The organism is Acidovorax sp. 106, from assembly GCF_003663825.1.
Classification (GTDB): Bacteria; Pseudomonadota; Gammaproteobacteria; order Burkholderiales; family Burkholderiaceae_C; genus Acidovorax.
Map to the genome: position 1 here is coordinate 3,220,683 of NZ_RCCC01000001.1, position 18,873 is coordinate 3,239,555.

Sequence of the window (18,873 nt, forward strand, 5' to 3'; positions counted from 1 at the left end):
TTTTTGAGCGAGACCTCTATGGCCAAGATTTCTGGCGGCACCGACATCTATCTGATCCCGGGGGACCCCATCACCAACGTGCGGGCACCGCGCATGTTCAACAAGGTGTTTGAGCGCTGCGGCCTGGACGCGGTGATGTTGCCGGTGCAGGTGCGTGAACGGGACTTTGCCGTGTGGCTCAAGGCGACGTTTTTGGCGCGCAACGTGAAGGGTGTGATCATTGCGCCGCCCCACAAGCCGCAGGTGGTGCATTTGCTGGACAGCTGCGGGCTGGTGGCGCGGGTGGCGCGCTCGGTCAACATCGTGCGACGCACCAGCGAAGGCCAGCTCGAAGGTGATTTGTTTGACGGCGAAGGTATTTTGGGTGCCCTCGATTGGTTCAACATTCCCTACAGGGGCAAGCGTGTGCTGATTTTGGGTGCAGGGGTGAGTGCTGCGGCCATTGGGGTGTCTCTGGCGCAAGGCGGCACCACCCAGGGCGCCGAGTTCATCGCCTTCTACGACCCTGTGCCCGGTAAAGCGATTGGGCTGGCCACGGAGCTGGATGGATTTTTTGACGCCAATGTGGTCGCGGTGGACAGCAGTGACCCCGCAGGCTACGACTTGGTGGTTAACGCATCGGCTGTGGGGCTGGGCAAGGACGACCCGCTGCCCTGCGATGTGGGCCGTATGGAGCCGCATGCCGCGCTGTTTGACATCTTGCTGCGCAACCAGCCCACCCCGCTGGTGCGCGCCGCCCGCTCGCGTGGGCTGCATGCGCAGCCGGGGTTTGAGATGCTCATCCAGCAGATGCCGTTTTACCTGGACTACTTTGGCCTGCCAGAGGCTGCGCAGATGGTGCGCGAGGACGCGAACTTTGTGCGTGAACTGATCTACCCACCTGCGCTGGCGGCCGAGATCACCCAGCCCCTGCGCTACCCCTGCACCAGCGTGGCCTGACCGAATGCCCGCTGACTGCTACCCGATGCAGTCGACGTTGTCGCAACGTCACACCTGATCGGGCGTGGGCTTGAGGCGGCTGGGGGCCAGCGCGCCAGCGGACTCCAGGATGGGGTAGGCAATGGAGCACAGCAGCGAGTTGATGCGCTTGAGTTCGCTGATCAGGTCAATGTGCAGGGAGCTGGTCTCGATGCTCTGCACGGTGTTGTCGGACAGGCGCGCCAGGTGGGTGGCCGAGTAGGCTCGCTCCAGATCGCGAAAGCGTGCTTTTTCTTCCAGCAGCTTTTGTGCATCGCGCACGTTGCCGTTCAGAAACACGCTCATGGCCAGGCGCAGGTTGGCCACCAGGCGGGTGTGCAGCTCATTGATTTCTTCCATGCCTGCCTCAGAGAATTGACGGCCCTTCTTGATCTTCTTGTCCTCGATGTCGATCAGCACGCGCTCGATGATGTCGCCAATCTGCTCCATGTTGATGGTGAAGCTGATGATGTCGGCCCAGCGCCGCCCCTCGCGCTCGTCCAGTGCCTCGCGAGAGATCTTGGTCATGTAGTACTTGATGGCCGAGTACAGGCCATCGACTTGGTCGTCGAGCTTGCGCAGGTCTTCTGCCAGCTTCTGGTCATCGCTGCGAATCACCTGGTGCAGGCCCAGCAGCATGGACTCGACCACGTCGGCCTGGTGCAGCGCCTCGCGGGCGGCGCAGGAGATGGCCAGTGAGGGGGTGGCGAGTGCAGAAGGGTCCAGGTGCTGCGGGCGGCTGCCTGCGGACGGGGCTTGCGCATCGGCCGTGGGCAGAATGCGCTGAACCAGCCTGGACACGGGGCGGGTGAGCCCGATGCACACCAGGCCCACCACCAGGTTGAACGCGAGGTGGAACAGCACCACCAGGCTCGCGGTGTCGGGCACATAGGGGCGTGCGTGGCGCAGCCACAGGCCAATCAGCGGGGTCATGATGACCACGCCGATGACTTTGAACATCAGGTTGCCCATTGGCACCTGCCGGGTCTGCACATTGGCCTTGAGTGTGGTGAGCACGGCCAGCAGGCCACTGCCCAGGTTGGCCCCCACCACCAGGCCCAGGGCCACGTCCACCGGAATACCGCCAGAGCCCGCCAGCGTGGCCGTGAGCAGCACAGTGGCCAGGCTGGAGTAAGACAGCACGGCCAGCACCGAGCCCGTGAAAATCTCCAGCAGCAAATCGCTGGTGAGTGCGCCCAGCAGGGTGCGCACGGTGGGTGACTGGGTGAGGACGGTGGTGGATTCGGTGATCAGCCGCAGCGCCAGCAGCATCAGGCCCAGGCCAATGAGCACTCGCCCCACGCGGCCCACGGCCGTGTCTTTGCGCGAGATGAACAGCACCACCCCCACAAAGATGAAGAGGGGCGACAGCCAGGACAGGTCCATGGCAAACACCACCGCCATCACGCTGGTGCCCACGTCGGCCCCCAGCATCACGGCCAGCGCCGCAGGCAGCCCCACCAGCCCCTGGCCTACGAACGATGACACGATGAGCGCCGTGGCTGTGCTGGACTGCACCAGCGCCGTGACCCCCATGCCGGACAGCACCGCCGTGAACCGCGTGCTGACGCTGCGGGCGATGAGCTGGCGCAGGTTGGCGCCAAACACACGCAGGATGCCGGTGCGCACCAGATGGGTGCCCCAGATGAGCAGGGCCACAGCGGCCAGTAGGTTCAACAGATGCTTCATGAAATACCGTCGTTGTTCTTGTTGTGGTGCTTGCGGCGGGCTTGTTCAGCACCCACCCGCAGCATGTCGCGTGGCTCTTGCCGACCTTTGGCCGAAACACCGCAGGTGCTGGCCGGGCCGTTGAGCGATCGCATAACGGGTTATGCAAAAAACGCGCTCACCCTTGTTTTTCATCAAATTGACACACAAGCATACTCCTGAATCGATAGCGTCCGCGCAGAAGCCCATGAGGCTGGCGAGGCATCGTGCATGACGCATATGGCACATGCCATAACGCCAACGGCCCGCACAAGGCGGGCCGTTGGGTGGGGATGGACGCCACAGTGTGGCTGCATCGGTTCAGCGCTCGCGCCGTGCTCTCAGCAGTTCATCCAGAATCAGGCAAACAGCCCCCACGGTGATGGCGGAGTCCGCCACATTGAATGCGGGGAAGTGCGTGCCCATGGCGTGGAAGTCCAGAAAATCCACCACGTAGCCGTGCATGAGGCGGTCCACCACATTGCCGATGGCGCCACCCATGACGCTGGCCAGCGCAAAGCAAAACAGCTTTTGGGTGGGGTGCTTGTACAACTGCCACACAATGAAAATACTGGCCACGGCCCCAATGCCCGTGAACAGCCAGCGCTGCCATCCCCCCGCATTCGACAGGAAGGAGAACGCCGCACCGGTGTTGTGGGCGCGCACGATGTTGAAGAAGCCTGTGATGTGTGTGGCTTCACCCCATTGGTAGTTGCGCAGGATCAGGTCCTTGGTCCATTGGTCGGCCACCACAATGGCCACGGCCCACAGCAGCCACCAGCCCATGCTGCGGGCCACAGACTGCCCGCCGAAGGTTTGCGCGCCCGCCATTTAAGCGCACACCCGGTTTTCACCGGCGCCATGGAGGTTGCTGGTGCAACGGCTGCAAATGGTGGGGTGGGCTGCGTCTTGGCCTACATCGTCGCGGTAGTGCCAGCAGCGTTCGCACTTGGCGCTGGAACTGCTCGTAACGCTGATCTGCAAAGCGCTACCAGCTACCAATTCGATAGCGGAAATGATGAACACGAACTTCAGGTCGTCGCCCAGGCTGCTCAGCAAGGCGTAGTCCTCGGGAGCTGCCGTGAGCGTCACGTTGGCTTGCAGGGGCGAGCCCACCTGGCCTGCGGCGCGCAGCGTCTCGATCTCCTTGTTCACCACGTCGCGGATCTCGCGGATGCGTGTCCACTTGGCCAGCAGGCCTTCGTCGGCGCTGGCGATGGAGCCATAGGTCTCCAGGAAGATGGAGTTGGAGCTGCCAAACACCTTCCATGCCTCTTCGGCCGTGAAGGAGAGGAATGGCGCCATCCAGCGCAGCATGGCGTGGGTGATCTGGTACAGCGCGGTCTGGGCGCTGCGGCGGGCCAGGCTCTTGGGTGCTGTGGTGTACAGGCGGTCCTTGAGCACGTCCAGGTAGAAGCCGCCCAAGTCTTCCGAGCAGTACAGCTGCAGCTTGGCCACCACGGGGTGGAATTCATACACCTTGTAGTGGGCCAGCACCGTGGCCTGGAATTCGGCTGCGCGGGTGAGGGCGTAGCGGTCGATCTCCAGCATGTCACCAAATGGCACGGCGTCCTTCGTGGGATCAAAGTCGCTCACGTTGGCCAGCAAGAAGCGCAGGGTGTTGCGGATGCGGCGATACGCGTCCACCACCCGGGCGAGGATCTTCTCGTCGCCCGCGATGTCGCCGGAGTAGTCGCTGGCGGCCACCCACAGGCGGATGATTTCTGAGCCCAGCTTGTTGCTGATCTCCTGAGGATCGATGCCGTTCTTGAGCGATTTGCTCATCTTGATGCCCTTGGCATCCACGGTGAAGCCGTGCGTGAGCAGGCCACGGTAGGGCGCACGGCCTTCCAGCGCGCTGGCCAGCAGCAGTGAGCTGTGGAACCAGCCCCGGTGCTGGTCGTGGCCTTCCAGGTAAAGGTCGGCCTCGGGGCCGGTGTCGTGGTGCACGTTGGGGTGCGTGCCACGCAGCACGTGGCTGAAGGTGGATCCGGAGTCAAACCACACTTCCAGGATGTCGGTGCTCTTGGTGTAGTGGGGGGCGTCTTCAGCGCCCAGGATTTCTTCGGTCGTCACGCGGCTCCAGGCCTCGATGCCGCCCTTTTCGACGATGGCTGCTGCCTGGTCCATGATTTCCATGGTGCGCGGGTGCAGCTCGCCCGAATCCTTGTGCAGAAAGAACGGGATGGGCACGCCCCAGCTGCGCTGGCGCGAGATGCACCAGTCGGGCCGCCCGGCGATCATGTCGTGCAGGCGGGCCTTGCCGTTCTCGGGGTAGAAGCTGGTGTGCTCGACGGCGTCCAGGGCAATCTGGCGCAGCGTCTTGGCGGGCTTTTCTCCAGCCTTGGTGAATACGCCTTCGCCTTCGTCCATGCGGATGAACCACTGGGCGGCGGCGCGGTAGATCACCGGCGTCTTGTGGCGCCAGCAGTGTGGATAGCTGTGCGTGATGTCCTTGGTGGTCATCAGGCGGCCCGCGTTGCGCAGGGCTTCGATGATGACGGGCACGGCCTTCCAGATGTGCAGGCCGCCGAACAGCGGGAAGTCAGCCGCGTAGGTGCCGTTGCCTTGCACGGGGTTCAGGATGTCGTCCAAGGCCATACCATGCGCGCGGCAGGAGTTAAAGTCTTCCAGACCGTAGGCGGGCGACGAGTGCACGATACCCGTGCCGTCGTCGGCCGTGGCGTAGTCGGCCAGGTACACCGGGGCGAGGCGGCGGTAGCCTGCATCGACGTCGTACAGCGGGTGCTCAAACTCCAGGCCGCCCAGGTTCTTGCCCAGGGTGGTGGCCAGCACGCTGCCCGTGAGGCCATAGCGCTCCAGGCACGACGCCACCAGGGGCTCGGCCACCAGCAGCAGGCGTTCGCCCGCATCGACCAGCGCGTAGGTGATTTCGGGGTTCAGGTTCAGTGCCTGGTTGGCGGGGATGGTCCAGGCGGTGGTGGTCCAGATGACCACAAACGCGTCTTTGGTTAGCGCGGGCAGGCCGAAGGCTGCGGCCAGCTGGGCCGGGTCGTGTGACTTGAAGGCCACATCCAGCGTGGTGCTCTTCTTGTCCTGGTACTCGATCTCGAACTCGGCCAGTGACGAGCCGCAGTCAAAGCACCAGTACACGGGCTTGAGGCCACGGTACACAAAGCCACGCTCCATCACGCGCTTGAACGCACGGATTTCGCCCGCTTCGTTGGCGAAGTTCATGGTCTTGTAGGGGTTGTCCCATTCGCCCAAAACGCCCAGGCGCTTGAAGTCGGTCATTTGCTGCGCGATCTGCTCGGTGGCGAAGGCGCGGCTCTTGGCCTGCATTTCGTCACGCGGCAGGTTGCGGCCGTGCAGCTTTTCGATGGCGTTTTCGATGGGCAGACCGTGGCAGTCCCAGCCGGGCACGTACAGCGCGTCAAAGCCTTCGAGTTGGCGCGCCTTGGTGATCATGTCCTTCAGGATCTTGTTGACCGCATGGCCCATGTGGATCTGGCCATTGGCGTAGGGAGGGCCGTCGTGCAGGATGAACTTGGGCGCGCCATGGCGGGCATCGCGCAGGCGCTTGTACATGCCCTGGTCTTCCCACTCCTTGACCCAGCCTGGCTCGCGCTTGGGCAGGTCGCCGCGCATGGGGAAACTGGTGTCGGGCAGGTTCAGCGTGGCGCGGTAGTCCACTGCAGTAGTGCCGCTGGACGGGGTGGGGCTGGCGTTATCGGACATGAAGAAGCCTTAAAACGGTGCAATCCGGGGCAGACCCGGCGCGAAAAACGAGGGATGCAAAGACAGAGGTGGGCCTGCAATCCGCAGGCGCTGCGCGCAGGCAGCCCTCTAAATTCGGTCGCGCGTGGTCTGGCGACGGGTTTCGGTGTGCGAGGGGGCTTGGGCCGAGGCAAAGTACGCTCGCGCATCGGCGCAGTCTTTCGCAATGCCCTTCGTCAAGGCATCGAGACCGTCGTACTTGAGCTCGTCGTGCAGTTTGTGCAGAAGTTCCACCCGGATGATTTTACCGTACGCCCCCTCGGGCCCCAGGGTGGAGGGCCAGTCCAGGCAATGGGTTTCCAGCAGCACCCGGCCGCCGTTGACGTCGCTCGGGTCCAGTGAGGGGCGCACCCCCAGGTTGGCCACGCCGGGCAAGGGCGCTGCGCCCAGGCCGTGCACCAGCACGGCAAAGATGCCGCTGGCGGCAGGCTTCCAATGGGCAAAGCGCAGGTTCAGGGTGCGAAACCCGTCCTGTGCACCCTGCGCGCTGGCGCCCAGCTCACGGCCGAGCTTGCGGCCGTGCACCACATGGCCTGAGATGGTGTAGGGGCGCCCCAGCAGGGTGGCTGCTGCCTCCATGTCGCCCTGCGCCAGGGCATGGCGTACGGCAGAGCTGGAAACGCGCAGGCCGCGCACCTCGTAGCTGTTCATGCGGGCCACGTCAAAGCCCTGGGCCTGGCCTGCCGCATCCAGCATGGCGTAGTCGCCCGCGCGCTGGGCGCCAAAGCGAAAATCGTCGCCCACCAGCGCATAGCGCACCCCCAGGCCTTGCACCAGCACCTCGTCGATGAACGCCTGTGGAGTTTGCGCGGCCAGGCGTGCGCTGAACGGCAGCACCACCACCTGCTGCACGCCACAGCGCTCCAGCTCGGTCAACTTGTCGCGCAGGGTGCCGATGCGGGCCGGGGCCAGCTCGGGCTTGTGCAGCGCACCGGCAAAGTAGTCGCGGGGGTGCGGCTCAAAGGTCAGCACGCAACTCTCCACCCCTCGGTGGGCGGCTTCGTTGTTCAACAGCGCCAGCATGGCCTGGTGGCCACGGTGCACGCCGTCGAAATTACCGATGGTCAACGCGCACGCGCGGGCGATGCCGGGGTGGTGAAATCCGCGAAAAATCTTCATCGGTATGTTATCTTTTTGATAGCAGCTAGCGCTCACAGATCAAGCGCAAGACGCCAATTTGTCATGAAAACGGAGTATATTGTGACCGAGGCTTCTTCTTGTGACACTTTGCCCCACGCACGAGCGTAACTGGGCGGGGCTGGCGTGCAAGAGGGCCTGAATGGCGCCGACCCAGGGCCATCCCGAGACATCCGAGTTCCGAATCCTTGTGTACCCAGAGTTCCAGGAGGCGTGTTTTGAAGGTCTTGAAGCTGTCAGCCCAAGGGCTGCCCCAATCGTGGATTACGCTGGAGCAAGCGGTCATTCATTACGCTGCGGGTGAGGTGCGCTGGGAGTCCGGCGCGCAGATCGCGCGTTTTCGAGGTGGGCACAACGCTGTAACGGGCGAACAGTCGGTGATTGCGGTGAACAGCATCATCGGTACCAAGGGCGTGCCACGCATCAATCCGTTTGACCTCAAACCAGGCCTGACCAACAGCAAGCTGTTTGCGCGCGATCGGAATGTCTGTGCCTACTGCGGCGGGCATTTTCATGAGGAAGAACTCACCCGTGAGCACATCGTGCCCTTTGCCCACCATGGGCAGGACCACTGGATGAATGTGGTCACCGCCTGCCGCGCCTGCAACCACCGCAAAGGCCCACGCACTCCCGAGCAGGCCCACATGCCTTTGCTTTACACCCCCTACGTGCCCAGCCTGTGGGAGGATTTCATCCTGCGTAACCGCCGTATCTTGGTGGACCAGATGGAGTTTTTGATGGCGCATGTGCCCAAGTCGTCGCGGTTGTCGGCTTAGCGCGTTCGGCACAGCGCCTGGGCAGGGTTGCAGTCTGGTCGGGTAATAGGTTTGTGAAAAAATAAGGGTTTCCCCTTGATTTGATCCCATGATTGTTCGCGATCGGCCTTCCGGGCTGCGGTTGTTTCTGCTGCTGCGGGGCTCGATCCTTCAGCGCATTCGCTGGACGCTGCTGTTCAACACCCTGTTGGCCACCGTGGTCACCTTGGCCCATGGCAGCCTGTTCACGTTCAAGATCACCCTAACCCCGATCCCCTTCACGCTGATGGGTTTGCCGCTGGCCATCTTTTTGGGCTTCAGAAACACCACGGCCTACGATCGCTATTGGGAAGGGCGCAAGCTGTGGGGGGACCTGGTGCTGCGCACGCGTAACCTGTCCCGGCAGTGCCTGAGCCTGATTGAACTGAATCAGCCGGTGGACCCGTCGGACCGCGCGGGCGATGTGCGCGTACGCATGGTGCACCGCGCCATTGCCTTTGTGCATGCGTTGCGTCTGCATTTGCGTGCGCAAAGCGATGACGCGCTGCTGCAGCGTTGGTTGCCTGCCGAAGACTGGCCGCGTGTGGCGCAGTCATCGCAGCGCCCCGATGCCATCATGCAGGGCATGGGGCAGGACTTGGCGCTGTGCCTGCGTGAGCGGCGCATCGACCCCTGCCTTGCCGCGGGCATTGACGCCACCCTGTCGGCCATGACGGCATCGGCAGCCTCTTGCGAACGCATTCGCAACACCCCGGTCCCTTTCTCGTACACGTTGCTGCTGCACCGCACGGCTTACCTGTATTGCTTCTTGCTGCCCTTCGGCTTGGTGGACACCACTGGCTTCATGACGCCGTTTGTGGTGGCCATCGTGGCTTACACCTTCTTTGGGCTGGATGCACTGGGCGATGAGATCGAAGAGCCCTTTGGCCTGGAGAGCAACGACTTGCCTCTGGACACGCTGTGTCGGGCCATTGAAATCAACCTGCGCGAAGCGCTGGGCGAGCGCGACTTGCCCGCGCCTTTGCTGCCGGTGGATTACCTGCTGACTTGAATGGGTCCCGCATCTGCATGCCTTCGCCCGTTGCCGTGCGAAAGCAAAAAGCCCCGTTCGCAAGACCGGGGCTTTTTTGTTGGGCCTGCTGGAGCGCAGGGTCAGGGCATCAGGCTGCCGCAGGTTTGTGCGCCGTCACGACAAAACCTTGCACTGGCGTGCCGCCTTCGGTGCGCAGGGTGGTGTCTTCCACGCCCACCTCGTCAAAGCCCGCCGCACGGCACAGCGCCTCTACATGGCTGCGCTTGTGGGTGTAGCGGCCATTGGCCTGCAGCACCAAATCGGGACCGTTTTCATCGGCTGCTTCGCACGAGAAGATCAGTTGGCCATCGGCTGCCAGCACCCGCAGCGCGTTCGGGATGGCCGTGGTCAGATCGCCCGCGTAGATGAACACATCCAGCGCCGTGATGACTTGGTACAAACCATCGGGGGTATCGCGCAGTGCATCGTGCAGGTTCACGGTGTGGAAGCGGTCGTACACCTTGTGGCGCGCCGCTTGTTCCACCATTTTGGTGGACAGGTCCACCCCGATCATGTAGCCGCCATTCAATGGGCCCAGGCAGACACCCAGCAGCCCGGTGCCGCAGCCCAGGTCCAGCAAATTCAGGTGCTTGTCGGGGTAGCGCGCCACGATCTTTTCTGCCACTTGCTTGGGCAGTTGGTACTTGAGGCCACGCACCATGTGCCCGTCGTACACATCTGCCATGCCATCAAACAGGTGGCGCATCAGTGCAGGAGGTTGCTGGCTGGGCACCTGGCCCTGGGCCAGTTGGGCGTAATACTGGTAGACCTCGTCTTGCGGTGCCAGCGCCAGCAGGGCTTGGGTGTCCGACAGCGCGTCTGCCGCCTTGCCGCAGACCAGCAGCGTTTGCACGCGGCCCACCAGGGATTCATGGTCGCTGGGGTTTTCGGCAATCAGTCCCGCCCACAGGGCCAGCGCCTCTTCAAACTGGCTCTGCTCGGTCAAATCGCGCGCGAGCAGGCGGCGCAGCATCACATCGTTGGGCACCAGCTCCAGGCCACGACGCAGGTGGCGAATGGCCATGTCGGTGTGGCCCGCGCGGTGGGCGATGTCCACCACACCGGCCAGCACCGTCAGGTTCTTAGGCTCCAGGGCCACCACTTTTTCTGCCGTTTCCACGGCATCCTTGAACTGGTTCTGGCGGGCATGCAGCAGAGCCAGTTCCAACAGGCCCGGTGCCCATTCTGGCGAGAGCGAAACGGATTTGCGCAGGGCCTCGAATGCTCCCTTGATGTTGCCGGATTTCTCTGCCATCAGGCCGCCCAGCATGAAGACGCGTGGGTCTTGGGGCCATTGCTTGTTGGCCTTGTTCAGGGTCAGTGCCGCATTCTTGAGATCGCCCTTGGCGATTTGCTCGCGGGCTTTTTGCAGGTGCTTGAGATTGGGGTCGGTCGCGTTAACGCTCATGGGTGCATGGATCGCTGCAAACAGACCGATAGCGGCCTGCCAGGCTTTGCTGCGCCTGTGGATTGGCTGTGAAACCCTGATTATCCAGGATTCATCATGCCGTCACTTCGCAAGGCGCTGTGCGGCAATCGTCAGCCGAAAGCAGGTGCCGTGGCCCAGCCGCGATTCCACATCAATCTCTCCTCCGTGCAGAAGTGCCACGCGGCGTGCCACCCACAACCCCAGGCCAAATCCACGGCTTTGGTCTGTGCGGTCTCCGCGCTCAAACTGGGCAAATATCTTGTTCATGACTTCCAGTGACATGCCCGAGCCTTCGTCGGCCACGGAAAACTCCAACAGCCCCGCTTCGTTCTTCCTGGCGGCAATAAAAATTTCTCCAGCCTTGGCGAACTTGACGGCGTTGTCCACCAGATTGGACAGGGCGATGCGTACCAGTGTGCCGTCGCAAATCCACTCCAGGGGAGCTGCATGGGTGAACAGCCTCAGATGGTGTTTGGAAGACCAGCGCACCAGTTGGGCCGCGTGCTCCATGAGGTCTGTGATGTGTACGGGCGAGGGGTGCAGCGTGAAACCTGCCGTGTCCATGCGTTCATTGATCAGGCAGCTGTCGACCAATGAAGTCAGCCGCCTGCAGGCCCGCCGGATCTGTGCTGCCCGCTCGGTCTGATCTTCCATCGCCGTTGAGGGAAATGCCTGTTGTTCTGCCGCAGCGCTGTCGATGACCGCCAACGGGGTGCGGAACTCATGGCTGATCATGTGGAAAAACTGGCGCTGCTCATGGCGCAAGGTGCGTTCGCTTTGCAGCGCTTCGCTCAGCGCACTCTGCGCGATGGAGAGTTCAACGGTTCTCACCGCCACCTTGTCCTCCAGCCGATGCTCAGATTCCGCCAAACGATCAATCGCGTGGTCTTTGGCTTGGATAGCTTTGCGGTAGCGCACCACCATGCCGATAAAAATGGCCATCCCCAGAAGCACCATGAACGCCAGAGATTCCAACTGCCACAGGTTGGTGATATCCATATCCCATCTGGATTGCCCCACCATGATGAGCGTGAGAGGGGCCCCGCTGAGGGCGTGCATGCCGTAGGCGAATAGTAAGACTGCGTGCTGGGCGGTGCGTCTGCCTTGGCGCAATGCCACCAAGCACAGTGCGACGGCAATCACATTGCAAACCAGCAGCGAGACCAAGTTGATCCAGGCAACAGATCCATAGAAATGCAGCGGGACGCTGAACGTGCCCAGCAAATTGAGGGCGGTGAGTGCGGCCAGCAGGCGGTCCGTTTGTCTGTAGCGCGTGTGTGCAGTGAGCTGCACCTTGATCTGCCAGGCCACCGCTGCCGCGATGGCGAAGGCACCTATCCCAACCGCGTGACTGGCCCACTCCGTCCAGGCCGTGGGGGCCCATAGGCTGGTGTACCCACGGACATTGACGAGGTGCAGTGCACTGACTAGCCCCAGACCGAGCATTGCGCGCAGCGCGGACGTTTTGAAGATCAATGCCGCGGCAGCCATGCCCAGCAGCAACGCGCAGGCTGCTCCGAAATACAGGCCTTGATAGCGTTCTATCGCTGTGAGCTCACGCCCCAATGCCTGACTGGAAAGCACCTTGCCTTGGAATTGCATGGCGCTGGTGGTCTCGATCCGTATCAGCGTGAGCTGGCCCGGCGACAGGCGAAACAAGTGTTGTCGGACAGGGGATTTTTGCTCGGCAGGAACCAAGTCTCCGCTGTGCTGAGGTGCCCACGCGCCAGTGTCTGCACTCCGCTGGTACAGCGTGACGTGGTCGAGATAGGTGGGTTGCGCCAACAGCCATAGGACGTGATCGTTCGTTTGCTCCATCAGCTCTGGCGCATGCAGCCTGAGCCACACCACATGCCTCAAGTACCCCGCATTCAGTGATTGATGCAGTGTGGTGGTCACGCGCTGTGGGCGTTGCGGGTTGCCAACATCCTCAGGGGTCAGTACGCCCTCGACATCGTCAATGCGCTCCATGGGAATATCCCAGCCCAACCGCAATTGCGTCTCCGTCGCTAGGTCCATGGCCGCAGCGCGGGCGATGGACAGGGCCAACACAAGGCAGATCCATAAACCGGACATGAGGCGTCTGCATGCGATAAGCGCTGGTGTGGTTGTGAGTTCTCGTGAGTTTTTGTGCATGGCAGGGCTGATACGTCGCTGAGACAATGGTACGTATCAAACTGTTTCCATTTTCAAAGTGTTCTCTGCCCTGGATTTCAAAGCCACCATTGCCGTCGTAGAGGACGATGAAGACATTCGGACCAATGTCTGTCGGTACCTCGCGCGCGTGGGCTTTGACGCATGGGGCGCTGAATCCGCTGAAGATTTTTACATCAGGCTTTTGCGTGATCGAGTGGACCTCGCGGTCATCGATATTGGATTGCCAGGCGAGGATGGACTCAGCCTGGTGCGCCGTCTGGCTGCGCAAGGCGTCCCCACTGTGCTCATGACAGCGCGGGCTGATCTGGACAGTCGAATTGAAGGGTTGGATGCCGGAGCGCTTCAGTACTTTGTCAAACCTGTGGATATGCAGGAGCTGGTGGCGGGTATCCGGTCACAGCTTCGCAGCAAGCGTTTGCAAATGGGCGTTACCACTGTGGTACCCGCTTGGCGCCTGGACAAACTGGGAGCCAAGCTGGAGGCCCCGAATCACAAAAATGTGTTGTTGACCACCCGTGAGCTGGAGATTCTCTCGTGCCTCATGCAAACCCCCGGAGCAGTCATTAGTAAGCAGGTTTTGTCGGAGTCGGTCGGTGCCCGCGACTTGGAAGACGACTTCCATCGCATCGAGTCCGCCCTGACACGCTTGCGGCGCAAAACGCTCGGTGACACAGGCATGGCGCTACCGGTGCGTGCGGTCTTTGGAAAAGGGCTGGTGTTCGCTGCATGAGTTGACCCACCTTCCGCAAACCGGTTGACGAGCCTTGGCTCGCCGCAAACGGTCGAAATTCACCCCATTTATTTTGCTGTGCATGCCGCAAGGCAGGGCGCAGCCTGGGCCGAATTCGGCTCGCAGGTTTTGACAACAGAGACTGCTTCAAAGAGGAGATGGCAAATTGATCACAGAGAATATTTCTGCTGGAACGCGCGAGGGACCTTCCAGGTTCCTGCGCCACTGGTGTTTGTTGCTGTTGGGGTTGCTGGTCTTTGTGACCACCGCAGGCTCTTCTCGTGCGGCTTTCTTGAACGGGGGCTTCGAGAACGATCTGGCCAGCTGGAACATCCGGCATTTGCGCGTGCCCAGCGCCGGCATTCCATTGGCTAACTTCCCGCCGGACACCGAAGGTGATCTCGGGCTCACGCTTAATACCACTTCCACACCTGCCCCCACCGATGCCGTGGGCAACGGCTCTGACACTAACGTCAGCGGTCAGGTGCGTTTTCCGCTGTATGGCTCCAAGAGCGCGCGCGTCAATTACTTGGGCGCCCAAAATCGCGCTGCATCCATTGACCAGACGGCCATGATGACGCTGAGCGACGTCGACCCGGCGGATGGCAAGGCGCACGTGCGCTTCGCCATCGCCCCGGTGCTGCAGAACCCCGGGCATGCCGGGGCAGAGCAGCCGTACTTCTTCGTGGAGGTCTACAACATCACGAAGAACAAGCAGCTGTTCTACACCTTCAACTTCTCTGGCCAGTCGGGTGTGCCATGGCAGACGGTGGGCGGCTTTCAGTACACCAACTGGCAGACCATCGACATCGCGCCAGGTGCGGGTGTGCTCGACGTGGGCGACCAGATCAAGGTCACCGTGATCGCTGCAGGTTGCAGCCAGAGCGGGCACTCCGGCCACATCTACATAGACTCTGGAGCGGGGCTCACCAACCTACCCGGACCGGGCATCAAGGCCGATGCGCCGGAGTACGCTGCCGCCGGCAGCAGCGTGGCCTACACGTACTCTTATTCCAACCAGGGTGACGTGCCGCTGACGAGCACGGTGGTGACCATCGTATCTCCGCAAGACAACACGGCCGGAACCCCGAAGAACCTGCGTGTGGACCCGGCCACCGTGCCGGGCTCCTGCACGGTCAGCACGTCTGGGGCCGTGGGCAACGAGATCGACACCGTATCGTGCCCTGTCGGAACTCTCAACCCAGGCAGCAGCGGCACCATCCCGCTGTCGTTCCTCACGCCGGGTACCACCACGGGCCCCATCAACCACGGCAACTATTCCATCGTGGGCGATGCCATTTCGCCCCTGTTGGGGCCGCTGGTGCAAAGCCAGATCACGACGGACCCCCTGGTCGATCTGAGCGTGAGCCTGTCTGACGGGCAAAGCGCCGTGATCTGGGGCCAGGCCCTCACGTACACCATGTCCGTGACCAACCTCGGCCCCACGGCGGTGCCGGCCGGCACGACCATCCAGGAGTCTGCGCCCACCTCGTTGACCAACATCACCTGGACCTGTGTCGCCAGCGGAGGCGCCGTCTGTCCGGTGCCTTCGGGCTCCGGCGCGGTGAGCCAGATCCTGCCGGACCCCGTTCCGGTGGGCGGCATCATCACATACACGATCTCCGCGCAGGCCGACCCTGCAGGCAGCGGCGCCAGCACCATCCTGCACACGGCCACCGTGACCGCGCCGGTGAGCGTGAAGGACCGCGAGAGCTCCAACAACACCGCCACGGACTCCGACCCGGTGGGCCTGGGGTTGTTCAACCTCTCGGTCAATAAAATTGGCACGGGGACCGTGACCTCGGTGCCATCGGGCATCACTTGCGGCGCGACCTGTGCCGCTGACGCGCCTGGCGGCTCCCAAGTCATCTTGTACGCCACTGCACCTTCGGGATCGATCTTTTCGGGCTGGAGCGGCGGTGGGTGTTCTGGGACCGCCACCAGTTGCACCGTGTCCATGGATGCGTCCAAGGCGGTGACTGCCAACTTCACTGTGCCCCTGGACGTGACGCCCGTGGTCGGCGCCAACGGATCGGTCAGCCCCGCCGTCACGCAGCCAGTGGCACCGGGTGGCACCACGTCGTTCACTGTTACGCCTAACGCAGGCTACGCACCCGTCATCACCGACAACTGCGCAGCTGGCGGCACGCAGGCCGGTGGCGCCCTGGTGGGTAGCACTTACACGACCAACGCCATTGCGCAAAACTGCACGGTCAACTTCAGCTTTGTGAATGCGGGCGTCGCCACGGTCACGCCTGCTGTGGGCACAGGGGGCGCCATCACGCCCAACGCGCCCAAGACGGTGGTGATCGGTGGTTCTGCCTCCTACGTGGTCACGCCCACCACCGGCTACAGCCGTGGAACGCCCACCGGCACCTGTCCTGCAGGCACCTGGTCCGGCACCACATACACCATCGCCCCGGTGGCGGCCGACTGTTCGGTGAACTTCGTGTTCATCGGCCCTGTGGCGGTCACTGCGTCCGTGGCCTCAGGCAGTGGTGCGGTCACCCCCGCCTCGCAGTCGGTGGCGGTGGGTAGCACGGCGGTGATCACGCTCACACCCGGTGCTGGGCAGCGCGCCACCCTGGCGGCCAGCAGCACCTGCACGGGCGGTAGCTTCAATGCGGACACCACGGTGTACACCATCCCTGGTGTGGCTAGCGCTTGCTCCGCCGTGTTCGCGTTCGTGCCCAACCCCGTGGTGACTGGGTCTGTGCTGTCAGGTACCGGTACGGTGTCCCCTGCTTCCCAGTCCGTGATGCCTGGCGCTAGCGTTGTGTTCACGCTCGTTCCTGGTGCGGGGATGCGTGCAGCGCTGGATGCCTCCAGCACCTGCATGGGCGGAAGTTTCAACGCGGGCTTTACCACCTACACCGTGCCTGCTGTGGCGGCTGACTGTTCAGCGGTGTTCAGTTTCGCCCCAGCCATGGCTACGGGCCCTGCCTCCATCCCCACGTTGTCCGAGTGGGGCATGATCATGCTGTCGGCCCTGCTGGCGCTGATGGCTTGGGTGCACCGGCGTCGTTTTGGCCGCTGAGGCGATTGCTGCCGCCCTCTAAGCACTGCGCTTTGCCCTAGAGCCCTTGCCAGTGCCCCTCAGGGGGCTCTGGCACTCTATCTTTTTATCCATGAAAACTTCCCCACTTGTCTTTGCCGTTTTGTCCCATGCGTTCGGCGTTCTGCTACCGCTTGCCCACGCTGATGTCCTGCCTGTGCGCAAGCCCGGCTTGTGGGAGGTCTCGATCGTTGGTCCAGGCCAGTCCGTCATGCGCCAGCAAAAGGTGTTGCAGTGCACTACGAACGAAGTGGATGCCTTGACCATGCTCGCGGTAGTGCCGGGCCAGGAGCACTGCCACCAAACGACGGTAGTGAAGGACGCCGGTCAGTTCACGGTGCAGACGGTGTGCTTTGTGCACGACAACCAGGTCAAGGCGCGCATCCGCTTGAAAGGCGACTTTCAACAGTTTTACCAGGGCGATTTCGAGGTGGCTTACTCCAAACCTGTGACCACCAGCAGCCCTGGTGTGACCCAGTTCACCGGACGCCGTCTGGGCGACTGCAAGCCGGGGATGAAGCCATCGGATATGGTGCTGCCCAATGGGGTCACGGTCAACATCGTCGACAGCCTCAAACAGCATGAAAGTCACGAAGGGCATCGGCACTGAGGTGGGTTGCGCTGCACTGGGCGATACAGCTCCAACAAAAAACCCCGCCGGGTAACCGACGGGGTTTTTTTATGGGTGGGTCAGCGCCGTTGCTGCCTTGCTGAAGCTACTGCGATAGCACTGTTACCGCAGCAGCGTTTGCTTTACTGGCTGATCTCCAGCAGCACTACGTGTCCCTGGGCCGCAGGCCAAGTCTGTCCCACCACGCGCTCGCCATTGAACTCGGCCGCGATGGGACGCTGTCCGCCAGATGGTTTGATCTTGGCAGACGCTACGCCGGCACCAGCTGGCACGCCCACAGGCGCTGCGCCGTCCAGCAGCATCTTGTCGCGAGCAGGGTCCAGGTAGCCGCGGGGGCGGGTCAGCGTGACGATGGAGTCTGCGGTCTTGTCGGCATCGGCGATGCGTTCGGGGCGCAGGTGGATCAGGTCACTGCTGCGGGGCAAGCTGCTTCGGTAGATGTGGGTCGTGGCGTAGCCCAGGGCCGAGATCACGAACTCGTGCGGCACGCCGGGCTGGGTGGTCAGCGGACCCCAAATGCCATCCGCACCCACGGCCTTCTTCAGCAGAGCGGTACCAGTGCGTGCACCGGTGGCGGGGTCGGTGGCATACACCTCCAGCTGCGCACCGGGCAGGGGCCGGTTGTTGCTGAAGCTGCCAGATGCCGGGTCGGAGGAGTTCAGGCCGAGTCCCGTGATCTTGCCGTTGAGCACCACGGCACTTTCGGCGGCGATGTCCGTACGGATGGGCGCCTCTCCGGTGATGAACCTGTAGGTGGCATCGAAGGCTACGGCAGAGAACGAGGTCTCGCGGTGATCGATGCGCGGGAACACCACGTTCTGTGCTCCTTTGAGTTCGGGTCCGGCAGCGGTCACGTTGGTGGGGGTACCCGGCTGGCCGATCCACACACCGTCCGGTTGGGCGAACTTGTCGTTGCTGTCCGAGCGGACCGTCATCCAGCGCACCGGGCCGGTCACTTCGTCACCCGCAGCGTTCTTGGGCGCATTCAGTCGGGTGAGGAACGGCCCCGTGCCCGAAAACTCGCTGCCTTCGCGAAAGCCCGGAATTGCCCACACGCCATGGTTGGGCGTGCCGCCCAGGACGGCGTGGCTCACAGTGCGGTCGCCCCCGCCGTTCTGGATGTAGTTGCGCACGGCGTAGCCGCCACGTGAGTTCGCCAGCAGCACGACCTGGCTGGCGCCCGTGGCGCGCAGCACCTTGTCCACTTCGGCCTTCAGGAAGGCCATGTGCTCGGCTGCAGAGGTGCGGCCGGGTTGCGCCACGGTGTCATCGTCGCGGGCCAGCGGATACGGTACGTCGATGGCGTAGAGCCGGTCGCGTGGCCAGCCGTTGGACTCGAAGCGCCACGCCGTGGTCTGCCACAGTGCCGCCGTATCGCCGTTGCCGTGTACGAAGACGATGGGAGGATGGTCGGGTGAGCTGGAACCACAACCAGCCAGAACAAGGGACGCGGCAGCGGCGGCTAACAGGAATGAACGCCGCGGCAACAGGGAAGAATGCATGGA

General features: G+C 62.8%; 14 protein-coding genes. 6 read left to right on the forward strand and 8 right to left on the reverse strand.

The genetic code is table 11. The annotated features are described in order from the left end of the window. Positions 1 to 18 precede the first annotated feature (18 nt). On the forward strand, positions 19 to 939 hold the full coding sequence (locus C8C98_RS14370; protein WP_121454834.1) for a shikimate dehydrogenase: 921 nt from the start codon (positions 19 to 21) through the stop codon (positions 937 to 939). Positions 940 to 987: 48 nt separating this feature from the next. Here the strand turns inward: C8C98_RS14370 and C8C98_RS14375 are convergent, their stop codons facing one another. From C8C98_RS14375 to C8C98_RS14390, 5 genes are all read right to left on the reverse strand, one after another. Beyond that, positions 988 to 2,646, reverse strand: a complete 1,659-nt coding sequence (locus C8C98_RS14375; RefSeq protein ID WP_121454835.1) for a Na/Pi cotransporter family protein — start codon at positions 2,644 to 2,646, stop codon at positions 988 to 990. Further along, positions 2,643 to 2,780, reverse strand: coding sequence for a hypothetical protein (locus tag C8C98_RS21815; protein WP_158600171.1), 138 nt, complete (start codon positions 2,778 to 2,780; stop codon positions 2,643 to 2,645). The genes C8C98_RS14375 and C8C98_RS21815 overlap by 4 nt, the downstream gene beginning before the upstream one ends. 205 nt (positions 2,781 to 2,985) lie before the next feature. Beyond that, positions 2,986 to 3,495 (reverse strand): signal peptidase II, encoded by a 510-nt coding sequence (lspA, locus tag C8C98_RS14380; RefSeq protein ID WP_099740463.1) that lies wholly within the window; start codon positions 3,493 to 3,495, stop codon positions 2,986 to 2,988. Next, positions 3,496 to 6,363: an isoleucine--tRNA ligase gene (ileS, locus tag C8C98_RS14385; protein WP_121454836.1), complete on the reverse strand. Its 2,868-nt coding sequence runs from the start codon at positions 6,361 to 6,363 to the stop codon at positions 3,496 to 3,498. It abuts the gene before it with no gap. Between the two features lie 108 nt (positions 6,364 to 6,471). Then, positions 6,472 to 7,521: a bifunctional riboflavin kinase/FAD synthetase gene (locus tag C8C98_RS14390; RefSeq protein ID WP_121454837.1), complete on the reverse strand. Its 1,050-nt coding sequence runs from the start codon at positions 7,519 to 7,521 to the stop codon at positions 6,472 to 6,474. Between the two features lie 236 nt (positions 7,522 to 7,757). On the opposite strand from C8C98_RS14390, the gene C8C98_RS14395 reads away from it, so the two are divergent. Further along, positions 7,758 to 8,315 (forward strand): HNH endonuclease, encoded by a 558-nt coding sequence (locus C8C98_RS14395; protein WP_099658432.1) that lies wholly within the window; start codon positions 7,758 to 7,760, stop codon positions 8,313 to 8,315. A gap of 88 nt (positions 8,316 to 8,403) precedes the next feature. Further along, positions 8,404 to 9,345, forward strand: a complete 942-nt coding sequence (locus tag C8C98_RS14400) for a bestrophin family protein (RefSeq protein ID WP_121454838.1) — start codon at positions 8,404 to 8,406, stop codon at positions 9,343 to 9,345. A 109-nt stretch (positions 9,346 to 9,454) separates the two neighbouring features. On the opposite strand, the gene C8C98_RS14405 is transcribed toward C8C98_RS14400, so the two are convergent. Together C8C98_RS14405 and C8C98_RS14410 are read right to left on the reverse strand one after the other, a co-directional pair. Continuing rightward, complete coding sequence (locus C8C98_RS14405) at positions 9,455 to 10,774, reverse strand: tetratricopeptide repeat protein (protein WP_121454839.1); 1,320 nt, start codon at positions 10,772 to 10,774, stop codon at positions 9,455 to 9,457. 102 nt (positions 10,775 to 10,876) lie between these two features. Beyond that, on the reverse strand, positions 10,877 to 12,871 hold the full coding sequence (locus tag C8C98_RS14410; RefSeq protein ID WP_158600172.1) for an ATP-binding protein: 1,995 nt from the start codon (positions 12,869 to 12,871) through the stop codon (positions 10,877 to 10,879). A gap of 118 nt (positions 12,872 to 12,989) precedes the next feature. Here C8C98_RS14410 and C8C98_RS14415 point away from each other — a divergent pair, with 118 nt between their 5' ends. The 3 genes from C8C98_RS14415 (at position 12,990) to C8C98_RS14425 (ending at position 17,347) form a co-directional block, all read left to right on the forward strand. Further along, on the forward strand, positions 12,990 to 13,682 hold the full coding sequence (locus tag C8C98_RS14415) for a response regulator transcription factor (protein WP_199726599.1): 693 nt from the start codon (positions 12,990 to 12,992) through the stop codon (positions 13,680 to 13,682). A 166-nt stretch (positions 13,683 to 13,848) separates the two neighbouring features. Next, positions 13,849 to 16,719: an IPTL-CTERM sorting domain-containing protein gene (locus C8C98_RS14420; protein WP_147436374.1), complete on the forward strand. Its 2,871-nt coding sequence runs from the start codon at positions 13,849 to 13,851 to the stop codon at positions 16,717 to 16,719. A gap of 91 nt (positions 16,720 to 16,810) precedes the next feature. Continuing rightward, complete coding sequence (locus C8C98_RS14425; protein WP_121454843.1) at positions 16,811 to 17,347, forward strand: DUF3617 family protein; 537 nt, start codon at positions 16,811 to 16,813, stop codon at positions 17,345 to 17,347. A gap of 143 nt (positions 17,348 to 17,490) precedes the next feature. On the opposite strand, the gene C8C98_RS14430 is transcribed toward C8C98_RS14425, so the two are convergent. Further along, the gene (locus C8C98_RS14430) at positions 17,491 to 18,870 is read right to left on the reverse strand and encodes an alpha/beta fold hydrolase (RefSeq protein ID WP_121456276.1); all 1,380 of its coding nucleotides are present in this window, start codon (positions 18,868 to 18,870) and stop codon (positions 17,491 to 17,493) included. Positions 18,871 to 18,873: the final 3 nt, after the last annotated feature.

Coding starts and splice junctions, on each gene's coding strand:
- lspA (WP_099740463.1), bottom strand. CDS start 3,495: ATGGCGGGCGCGCAAACCTTCGGCGGGCAGTCTGTGGCCCGCAGCATG.
- C8C98_RS14370 (WP_121454834.1), top strand. CDS start 19: ATGGCCAAGATTTCTGGCGGCACCGACATCTATCTGATCCCGGGGGAC.
- C8C98_RS14430 (WP_121456276.1), bottom strand. CDS start 18,870: ATGCATTCTTCCCTGTTGCCGCGGCGTTCATTCCTGTTAGCCGCCGCT.
- C8C98_RS14390 (WP_121454837.1), bottom strand. CDS start 7,521: ATGAAGATTTTTCGCGGATTTCACCACCCCGGCATCGCCCGCGCGTGC.
- C8C98_RS21815 (WP_158600171.1), bottom strand. CDS start 2,780: ATGCGATCGCTCAACGGCCCGGCCAGCACCTGCGGTGTTTCGGCCAAA.
- C8C98_RS14410 (WP_158600172.1), bottom strand. CDS start 12,871: ATGTCCGGTTTATGGATCTGCCTTGTGTTGGCCCTGTCCATCGCCCGC.
- C8C98_RS14375 (WP_121454835.1), bottom strand. CDS start 2,646: ATGAAGCATCTGTTGAACCTACTGGCCGCTGTGGCCCTGCTCATCTGG.
- C8C98_RS14425 (WP_121454843.1), top strand. CDS start 16,811: ATGAAAACTTCCCCACTTGTCTTTGCCGTTTTGTCCCATGCGTTCGGC.
- C8C98_RS14405 (WP_121454839.1), bottom strand. CDS start 10,774: ATGAGCGTTAACGCGACCGACCCCAATCTCAAGCACCTGCAAAAAGCC.
- C8C98_RS14400 (WP_121454838.1), top strand. CDS start 8,404: ATGATTGTTCGCGATCGGCCTTCCGGGCTGCGGTTGTTTCTGCTGCTG.
- ileS (WP_121454836.1), bottom strand. CDS start 6,363: ATGTCCGATAACGCCAGCCCCACCCCGTCCAGCGGCACTACTGCAGTG.